Source organism: Burkholderia sp. LMG 13014 (assembly GCF_905232215.1).
Lineage (GTDB): Bacteria > Pseudomonadota > Gammaproteobacteria > Burkholderiales > Burkholderiaceae > Burkholderia.
In genome coordinates this window covers 1-8257 of sequence record NZ_CAJNKE010000258.1, presented here as the reverse complement: position 1 = coordinate 8257, position 8257 = coordinate 1, and the positions used below count along the sequence as shown (strand labels likewise).

The following is an 8257-nucleotide window of genomic DNA, read 5'->3' as shown; positions in this document are numbered from 1 at the left end:
GCGCGAAGTCGATGCGCAGCATGCGGCCGTGATCACCGTCGGCAGCGTGCAGGCCGGCGAGACGTTCAACATCATTCCCGAAACCGTCGTGATGAAGCTGTCGGTGCGTGCGCTGAACGCCGACGTGCGTGCACTGCTCGCGCGCCGCATCGAGGCGCTCGCGAAAGGCCAGGCGGAAAGCTTCGGCGTCACGGCGGAAGTCGACTACGACTACGGCTACCCGGTGCTCGTCAATCACGCGGAGCCGACCGCGTTCGCGGCCGACATCGCGCGCCAGATGCTCGGCGCCGAGCGCGTCGAAACCGATGCCGCGCCGTTGATGGGCAGCGAGGATTTCGCGTTCATGCTCGAAGCGCGCCCCGGCTGCTACGCATTCATCGGCAACGGGATCGGCAGCAAGGGCGGCTGCATGGTGCACAACCCCGGCTACGACTTCAACGACGACATCCTCGCGATCGGCGCGAGCTACTGGGTTCGCATCGCCGAAGCCTGGCTCGCGGCCTGACAGCCCTTCATCCCATCGTTCCGCGCCAACCGGGGAAGCCCCACATGGAAACGTCCGCCCTTTCGTTCGCCGGCACGCCGGCCGATGCACGCGCCGCCGCGAAGAAACGCCGGCTGATCGCGGCCGCCGCCGTCGGCAACGCGCTCGAGTTCTACGACTTCACGGTCTACAGCTTCTTCGCGATCCTGATCGGCAAGCTGTTCTTTCCCGTGCATTCGTCGTTCGGGCAATTGATGCTCGCGGTTGCGAGCTTCGGCGTCGGCTTCGTCACGCGCCCGCTCGGCGGGCTCGTGATCGGCATGTATGCCGACCGCGCCGGCCGCAAGAAGGCGATGATCCTCACGCTGCTGCTGATGGCGCTCGGCACCGCGACGATCGCGGTCGCGCCGACCTTCGCGCAGATCGGCCTCGCCGCGCCGCTGCTGCTCGTGCTCGCGCGCCTGCTGCAAGGGTTCGCGTCGGGCGGCGAAGTCGGCGCATCGACGACGCTGCTGCTCGAACAGGCACCGCAGCATCGTCGCGGCTTCTACGCGTCGTTCCAGTTCTCGAGCCAGGGGCTCGCCGCACTCGCCGGAGCGCTGACCGGCGTCGCGCTGACATCGACGCTGACTGCCGCGCAGCTCGAAAGCTGGGGCTGGCGCATACCGTTCATCATCGGCACGCTGTTCGTGCCGATCGGCTACTGGCTGCGCCGCACGGTCGAGGAAGTGCCGGCCGCCGCGCCCGCCGCGCCCGCCGCTACACACGAGCCGGTTGCATCGCTGCCGCTCGCCGACGTGCTGCGCCATCACGGCAAGGCCGTGTTCGCGGGCCTCGGCGTGACGATCGGCGGCACGTCGATCCACTACATCATCGTGTTCTACATGGCGATCTACGGCGTGCAGGTGCTGCACCTGCCGACCTGGCTGTCGATGACGGCCGGCTGCGTCGCCGGTGCGATCCTGATGCTCGTGACGCCGATCGGCGGCCACCTGTCCGACGTCTACGGGCGCAACCGGATCGTCTGGTGGACGCGCATCGTGCTGATGGCCGCGATCTACCCGGCGTTCATCGCGCTGAACCGCTGGCCGGGCGCCACCTCGCTGCTGTCGATCATCGCCGCGCTGTCGATCGTGCACGCGATCAACATCGGCGCGACGGGTGCGATGCTCGGCGAACTGTTCCCGCGTGCGGTACGCGCCACCGGCGGCGCGCTCGTGTACAGCATCGGCGTCGCAATCTTCGGCGGCTTCGCGCAGTTCTTCGTCACGTGGCTGATCGCCGCGACCGGCAATCCGAATGCGCCTGCGTGGTACGCGATCGGGTGTGGCGCGATGACGCTGCTCGCCGTGCGCTGCATGGATGAAAAGGCCGGGAAGGCGCTCGATTGACCGGCGGCGGATGCCCGATGCGCGATTGACGTGGTGCGCGCGCATCGGGCATGATCGCTCCATGCGCCACATCACGACCTCCTCCTCGACGACGACGCGCACGACCGCCTTCGGCGGGCTCGTGCGGCGAGTGCGCGCAAGGTCGTAGCGCGATCCCTCACAGGCCCCGCCGGTTCCGGACGGGGTCTTGTCGTTTCTCCGTCCGTATCGGTCACTCAGGAGAAACGCAATGCCCGAAGTCTCTTCCCCGAAACGCGCACTGCTCGTCGTCGACATGCAGGTCGGCCTGTTTCACGGCCCCGAGCGTCCATACGACGGCGAACGCGTGCTCGCGAACATCAACCGGTTGATCGGTCGCGCGCATGAAGCCGGTGCGCCGGTGTTCGCCGTCCGGCATACCGGGCCCGCCGGCTCGCCGATTGCGCCCGGTTCTCCGCTGACCGCGCTGGTGCCGGAGCTCACGATCGATACGACGCGCGACATCGTGTTCGACAAGGCGCAGTCGAGCAGCTTCGCCGGTACGCGGCTCGCCGAATGGCTGCGCGAGGCCGGCATCAGCGAGATCGTCATCGCGGGAATGAAGACCCAGTACTGTGTCGACACGGCGTGCCGTGCGGCCGCCGATCAAGGCTTTCGCGCGGTGCTCGTGACCGATGCGCACACCTGCATGGACACGCCGGAACTGCCGGCCGAGCGGATCGTCGCGCATCACAACGCGACGCTTGGCGGGCCGTTCGCGACGCTGACCACGACCGACGCTTGCGTGTTCTGACCGGCAGCAGTCACACACCGTAAACGCAACAACGCACGAGCGGCCACCGCCCGTGCGTTGCGTACCCGTCGCGTAACCGCCCCGCTCAGAACGTATGCATCATCCCGACATACGCACCCGTCTGCGACTCGCCCGTCAACGGGCTCGTCCCCGACGTCGCGTCGCGCGGCGTCGCGAGCAGCGAGAAGTTCGAGTTGCCGCCGTTGCGCACATACGCGACCGTGCCGTACAGGAACGTGCGCTTCGACAGGTTGTACGTGGTGCCGAGCACGTACATCATCGCGTGCCCCGACGGATCGTGCGACGCATCGCCACCGCCGTCGCCCACCTTCACGTAGTAACCGCCGCCCGTCACGGCCCATTGCGGGGTCGCCGAATAGGTCGCGCCGAGCCAGTAGTGATCGGCACGATCGGCCACGCCGGCCGGGCTGTCCGGTGCCTGGTAGTGCGTATACGCGCCCTGGATCTTGAACTTCGACACCTTCACGTTCGCCCCGACGAAATACTCGCGCGACGCGGTGAAGATGTTGCTGAACTTGCCGTTGTTGTCGCGCAGTTCGTCGTAGATGCCGCGCACGTCGAGCAACGGCGAGTGGTACGAGATCATGATCCCGTCCGAGCGGCCGAAATCGTCGGCCGCGCCGTAGTTGAAGCCGCGTGACTGGTTGCCGAACGCGTATTGCGCCTGCACGTCGAAGCCGCCGATCACCGGGCTGTGATACTCGATGTTGTTGCTGGTTTGCTGCCAGTTACGACCGCGCACGAGCGATGCCGACGAAAACGCCTGCTGCACGAACGGGTCGAATTCCCACACGCCGTCGCTGTCGATGAACAGGTTGCGGCCGGCCTGCAGCTGGCCCCACGTGTTGCTCTTCAGCCCGACGTACGCACGCCGCGACCACATGCGGCCGCCGCCCGTCTGGCCGTTCATCACCTGGAACGCGGTTTCCAGGTTGAAGACCGTCGACAGCCCGCCGCCGAGATCCTCGATGCCCTTCAGCCCGAACATGCTGGTGCCCCAATCGCCGCTTTCGGCGCTCCAGCGGGTCCCGCTGCCGCCGTTCGGCTTCGCGATGTGGTTCAGGTATTCGATGCCGCCGTCGACGCGGCCGTACAGCGTCACGCTCGTCTGTGCAAAAGCGGCCGCCGGTGTGGCGGCCGCGATCAGCCATGCGAAATGTTTGAGTCGCAAAATGATGCCCCCTCGAAGTCTCGACCGTCCGGCGCGCGCCCCATGCGCGCGCCCCGGGTCCGCTTATCCGCGATCGATCGAAAAACGCCCGGGGCCCGCCGCGCAAAGCGCAAGCAGGCCGCCGGAGATCGCGATGTTCTTGTAGAAATGAATCATGTTGTTGATCTGCTCGCCGCCCGTCATCGTCCAGTAATGGTGGCCGATGATGCCGGTGCCGATCGTGTAGAGCGCCAGCAGCAGCGCGAGCGCCCGCGTCTGGAAGCCGACCAGGATCGCGATCCCCACTAACAGCTCCATCACGACGGAGATTGCAGCGGAGATGATCGGCGCGGGCGCGCCTTCCGAACCCATGAACGCGATAGTCCCGGGGAAGTCGACGATCTTCTTCCAGCCGAACATCACGAACAGGATCACGAGCAGGATCCGGGCAAGCAGCAGCAGCACATCGCGCTGGGACGCGAGAAACGGTTGATTCGGTGTCATGGTGTCGATCAACGAAAACGATGCGCGTCGCTGAAACAGCCCCGGCGCACCGGATTGCGAATGAACCAGGACGGGCGGCCGCCTGCGCCGCCCGCCCCGCTCTGCAACAACCGGCATCGGGCAACAACCCGATGTGCTGTGCTCCTCCTCTTGTCAGTTATCGCCCTGCTTCGTCACGTACCGCATCAACGCAGCTTCGCGACGTCCTGCTCGGTCACCTTCGCGGCCGGATTGCCGAACTGCCCGGTCAGGTAGTTCGTCAGCGCGGCGATCTGCGCATCCGACAGCTCGTGACGGAACGCCGGCATCCCGACGTCCTCGCTGCCGGCCTTGCGCTGCACGCCGTTCAGGATCACCTGCACGAGGTTGGTCGGATTCGACGCACCAACCGTCGAGTTGTGGAACAGCGGCGGGTAATAGCCGTCCGGCGTGCCCTTGCCCTGCATCTGGTGGCAGGTCGCACAGTTGCCGAGATACAGCCGCGCCGGATCGATGCCCGACGTTGCCAGCGGCACGCCGCGCAGCTTCTCGCCGTCGTCGGACGGCTTGCCCCACGACGCGCGCGACTGCTTCGCGTCGCCATTGGCGACGGCCGGCACCGTGCGGATGTACGTCGAGATCGCGCCGATGTCGGCTTCCGTCATCTTCGAGAAGCTGTGCTCGATCGCCTCGGCCATCGGGCCGGCCGCCTGCGCGAGACCCGGCACGCTGCCGGTGCGCAGGTACTGGACGAGCTGCTGCTGCGTCCAGCCGCCGATCCCTGCATTGGCGTCGGACGTGATGTTGTAGCCGTCCCAGCCCGCGAGCACCGAGCCCGACAGGAAGCTGCCGCCCGTCTCGTCGAGCGACTTCTCCTGCATCGCGATGCCGCGCGGCGTGTGGCACGTACTGCAGTGCGCCAGGCCCTGGACGAGATACGCGCCGCGGTTCCACTCGGCGCTCTGCGCCGGCTTGGGCTCGTACGCGCCGTCCTTCAGGAACAGCCAGTTCCAGATCTTCAGCGGCCAGCGCATGCTCAGCAGCGCGGGGATCTCGTTCTTCGGCGGCGCCTGCTTGACCGGCTCGACGCCGTGCATGAAGTACGCGTACAGCGCCTGCACGTCGTCGTCGTTGATCTTCGCGTACGACACGTACGGCATCGCCGGATACAGGTTGTCGCCGTTCTTCGACACCCCGTGGCGCACCGCGCGCTCGAAGTCCTCGGCCGACCAGTTGCCGATGCCCGTGTCGGGATCGGGCGTGATGTTGCTCGTGTAGATCTTGCCGAGCATCGGGATCGGCATGCCGAGACCGCCCGCGAACGGCTTGCCGCCCTTCGCGGTGTGGCAGGCCATGCAGTCGCCCGCGACCGCGAGATATTCGCCGCGCTTGACCAGCGCCGGATCGGCCGAATCGGCCGCGCGTACGAGACCCGGTAGCGCGAGGCAGCCGGCGAGGAGGAAGGTGAGAGTAGATTTCCGCACGGTCAGACTTCCTTCTTCAGCGTGTCCGACATCCGCAGCGCGAGCGCCGCGATCGTCAGCGTCACGTTCACCGTACCGACGGTCGGCATCGTCGAGCTGCTCGAGATGAACAGGTTCGGATGGTCGAACGTGCGGCAATCCTTGTCGACGACCGAGTCGCGTGCATCCGCGCCCATGATCGTCGCGCCCGTGATGTGGTTGTTCGGCGCGAACTCGTCGTTGAAGACGACTTCGGTGCCGCCCAGCACCTTCGCGGCCGTCGCGTAGACCTCGCGCGTGTGCACGGCGCCGCGCTTCACGTAGTCGTCGATCGCATACGTGATCTCGGGGCGCGGGATGCCGATCGCGTCGGTGGCCGTCTTGCTCGGCACGATGCGGTTCTCGGGTTGCGGCAGGATTTCGTGGAAGCAGTCGAACTGCACGAAGCGCGCGGAACGGTCGCGGATCTGCGCGTCGAGCTCCGCGGGCTTCATCAGCTTGCCGCCCTTGAAGATCTTCTGCGTTTCCTGGTTGATGCGCGACATGTTCGACAGGTGGATCTTCTTCGCGGCTTCGGTCGCGCGGAACGGACCGTCGCGGAAACCGATCAGCGACGTCATCTCCTGCGGGCCGCGGCCCGGCCACAGCTTCTCGTTCGCGTAGAACGACACGCCGGTACCCGGGTGATCCATCAGGTTGCGCCCGACCATGTCCGAGCTGTTCGCGACGCCGTTCGGGAAATCGCGGTTCGCGGACATCAGCAGGATCTTCGGCGTCTCGATGCCGTTCGCGGCAATCACGAAGTACTTGCCTTCGACGCGGTGGTCGGCGCCCGTCTTGTCCTTGTAGACCGCGGCGGTGATGCGCTTGTCCGGCCCGGTCTCGAGCTTGTAGACGACCGCGCTGTCGATCAGCTTCGCGCCGGCCTGCTCGGCCTTCTCGACGTGCACGATGCCGTTGTACATCGCGCCGATCGGGCAGATCGGCATGCAATTGTTGTTCCCGCAACAAGTCGGCCGGCCGTCGTACGGGCGGCTGTTGCGCGCGACCGGCTCGGTCACCACGTGGAACTTCGGGTCATAGCCGTTGAGCGCGCTCTTGATCGTCTGCTCGTTGAACGACAACGGCAGCGGCGGCATCGGGTACGGCTCCTTGCGCGGCGAGTACAGGTCTTCCTCGGGGCCCGGGCCCCACACGCCGAGTTCCTCTTCGGCGCGCTGGTAGTAATGCTCGATGTCGTCGTACTGGATCGGCCAGTCGCGGCCGACGCCGTACACGGTCTTCATCTTGAAGTCGTTCGGGATGAAGCGCCACGCCGACGCGGCCCAGTGCCACGTCGTGCCGCCCACCGCGCGGATGTACTGCGAGTTGAACTTGTGCTCGCCCTTCAGGACCAGGTAGTCGTTCGGCGGACCGTATTCCGGATGCGGCGCCCACGCGCTCGACGGGTACGGCGCCATGAAATCGGTCTTGTCGACCTGGTTGCGGAAGCGCTCGACGATTTCCCAGCGCGGCATGCGCGGGCCGGCTTCCAGCAGGATCACGGACTTGCCCGCCATCGCGAGCTGGTGTGCAACGATCGCGCCTGCGACACCCGACCCGACGACGACGACGTCGGCCTTTTGCGTATCGGTATCGGCCATCAGGCTTGCCTCTCGATCGGTTTGTCGGCCCAGAAGCCGGGTTTGTTGGGGCAATACGACGGGATCACGAGCGTATCGGATACGACGCTGAACATTAATGCTTCTTCATAGGCAATCACGACGTTGTCGACGATACCGAGATACCACGCTTCAAGAATCTTGAGCGCGAGTGCTTCCTGATCGGGATTCAGCGAACCGGACGCGAGTGCGCCGGCGAGTTGCGGCAGGCTGTCGGCTGTCTTGAACGAGCCCTTCTGCAAGGCCTGCAGGAAGCGCTGGCCGAGCACGCGGCTCAACCCTTTCTTGCCGGTCAATGCTTCGGAGAGCGTCATGAACGTATCGAGCGGCGCGGTGCCGGGATCGTCAGCCAGGGCCCGCAACGCCAGCGAGCCTGTGAGGCCCGCCGCCGTCAGCGCCAGTGCGCCCTGCAGCCATTGACGCCGTGTGATGCCAGTTACGGCTGCGTCGCCAGAGCGACGCGAGTGGGGGGTGTTGTCGTTGTGCATGTTTCCTTCTCTCGAACACCGGATTCGGGAAAACCACGCTTGATATTTCTCAAACATTGGCGCGGACCTGAAATGTACGCGCACAAATCGGATCGAACAATCTTTTTATAGTCCATTAAATGTTCCGTCATCCGAGACAATCGACATTTCGCTGCATTTTTGTGTCGTCGGCGCGACAAATCTGCGGCAAGCACATCGTTGTCGTACACCGACGACACACTGTGCAGCGCGATGCGCGCGCATGTCGGTCGGTTAGAATCCCGTGCAATCAAACAGAAAGCTTCCCTCCGAGGGCAATCGAGCGATGAAGCAGCACAACAAACAGAACAAAGCGAAACGAACCG

At 65.6% G+C, this 8257-nt stretch carries 8 protein-coding genes; 3 read left to right on the top strand and 5 right to left on the bottom strand.

Features of this window, described 5'->3' with window-relative positions:
* The 3 genes from JYJ84_RS22200 to JYJ84_RS22190 form a co-directional block, all read left to right on the top strand.
* A partial coding sequence (locus JYJ84_RS22200) for a M20/M25/M40 family metallo-hydrolase (protein WP_205189474.1) occupies positions 1–505 on the top strand: 505 nt, incomplete at its 5' end.
* 44 nt (positions 506–549) lie between these two features.
* Entirely contained in the window at positions 550–1875 is a 1326-nt protein-coding gene (locus JYJ84_RS22195) for an MFS transporter (RefSeq protein WP_122947278.1), read from the top strand.
* Between the two features lie 229 nt (positions 1876–2104).
* A complete protein-coding gene (locus JYJ84_RS22190) occupies positions 2105–2647 on the top strand; it encodes a cysteine hydrolase family protein (RefSeq protein WP_122947279.1) in 543 nt (180 codons plus the stop codon).
* 85 nt (positions 2648–2732) lie between these two features.
* On the opposite strand, the gene JYJ84_RS22185 is transcribed toward JYJ84_RS22190, so the two are convergent.
* From JYJ84_RS22185 to JYJ84_RS22165, 5 genes are all read right to left on the bottom strand, one after another.
* Positions 2733–3839: a porin gene (locus JYJ84_RS22185; RefSeq protein WP_122947280.1), complete on the bottom strand. Its 1107-nt coding sequence runs from the start codon at positions 3837–3839 to the stop codon at positions 2733–2735.
* 63 nt (positions 3840–3902) lie between these two features.
* On the bottom strand, positions 3903–4322 hold the full coding sequence (locus tag JYJ84_RS22180) for a DoxX family protein (RefSeq protein WP_236027446.1): 420 nt from the start codon (positions 4320–4322) through the stop codon (positions 3903–3905).
* Between the two features lie 185 nt (positions 4323–4507).
* Positions 4508–5785 (bottom strand): cytochrome c, encoded by a 1278-nt coding sequence (locus JYJ84_RS22175; RefSeq protein ID WP_122947282.1) that lies wholly within the window; start codon positions 5783–5785, stop codon positions 4508–4510.
* 2 nt (positions 5786–5787) lie between these two features.
* On the bottom strand, positions 5788–7407 hold the full coding sequence (locus JYJ84_RS22170) for a GMC family oxidoreductase (protein ID WP_122947283.1): 1620 nt from the start codon (positions 7405–7407) through the stop codon (positions 5788–5790).
* Entirely contained in the window at positions 7407–7913 is a 507-nt protein-coding gene (locus tag JYJ84_RS22165) for a sugar dehydrogenase complex small subunit (RefSeq protein WP_175219773.1), read from the bottom strand. Before JYJ84_RS22165 ends, JYJ84_RS22170 begins: the two co-directional genes overlap by 1 nt.
* Positions 7914–8257 lie beyond the last annotated feature (344 nt).